Annotated in this window: 1 protein-coding gene; it reads right to left on the bottom strand. The window is 40.4% G+C overall.

From position 1 onward, the window contains the following. Positions 1–482 precede the first annotated feature (482 nt). A partial coding sequence (locus ACRCJ0_RS14530) for a 5'-nucleotidase C-terminal domain-containing protein (protein ID WP_431390913.1) occupies positions 483–1,217 on the bottom strand: 735 nt, incomplete at its 5' end.

The following is a 1,217-nucleotide window of genomic DNA, read 5'->3' as shown; positions in this document are numbered from 1 at the left end:
ATCAAGCGAAGAATCAACTTCAGAAGAATCTAGCACAGAGGAATCATCAACAGAGTCTTCTTCAACTGAATCATCAGAAGCAGCTTCAAGCGAAGCATCCTCTTCAGCTGAATAAGCTAACAGACATACCTAAATGGAAAGTCCATCCGGTTTCGGATGGGCTTTTTTGATGACTAATTCTTCTATCTATTCATCAGCCTTCGGCAGAACTTTATGTAATGATATTTGCAAACTATTTTGAAGTAGACAACTGTCTGCCATGAAGAATACAACTTGATTATCAGTTGCCATTTTGCCTAAATCAGCTACTTCATCGTTGATATCAATAAGGGACTAATTTTTGTACGTGTTGCGCGTATGTAAACTGCATCGAATAAGTCTAAACTCATTAACCCTCCATATCACATTTAAGTTTAATTCGCATACTTTTAGCTAGCATAATAAAAAACGGAATACCCCTTAAACGAGGTATCCCGTTGTTACTATTCTGGACAATTATTGCCGTTCACCACTTGGAAATTGTTGTTACAAGTGGCTTTGATTTCTTGATGTGTTTCAAGGTAGTGAGGGATTAATTGGTTCATCTCCATATTGACTTCACGGACAATTTTTGATGAATCAAACATGTGATAGTCGCCGCCGCCTATAGCCCGATACTGGTTGAGGGTCACTTCGAATTCAGCTTCTAAATCCAATGGTTGGCCATGGTAGTTTAATTTGGTTACCCGTTGACCAATTGGTTTTGATACATCAATGATGTAGTCAATCCCTTCATACATGTCATAATTATAGGGCTTTGGTTTGGGATACAGCCAATCTTTAGACATGACGATTTCTTGGTCTTCATTCAAAATGAAAAATTCCGCTGATTGCTCGATAGCTGCTTTCAATTCTGCTCCGGTGATTTTAACCACTGCTAAGGTGTTAGGGAATGGGTAATTATTGAGTACGTCACGGACGGTTACTGCGTTTGGAAATCCCTTGGCATCATTATTAAATAAGGCTGCCGCCGAGATTTCTGTTTGCCCGTAATAGTTCTGTACCCGGTGGACAAATTCGACGTATGGATGATCCTGGATGCGGGCCATATCCACACTGTTAATCTTCATGTCCCCTTGAATTGTCCCTACTGGTTGGTCCAACCAGTTTTCAATTTCTGCTTGTAGGTCCGCTAATTTTGCGGCGGCTTCTTTTTGAATTGGTGTGTCCACGGTCGA

It is taken from the genome of Aerococcus sp. L_32 (assembly GCF_050689315.1).
This window is presented reverse-complemented; position numbering and strand designations above follow the sequence as displayed.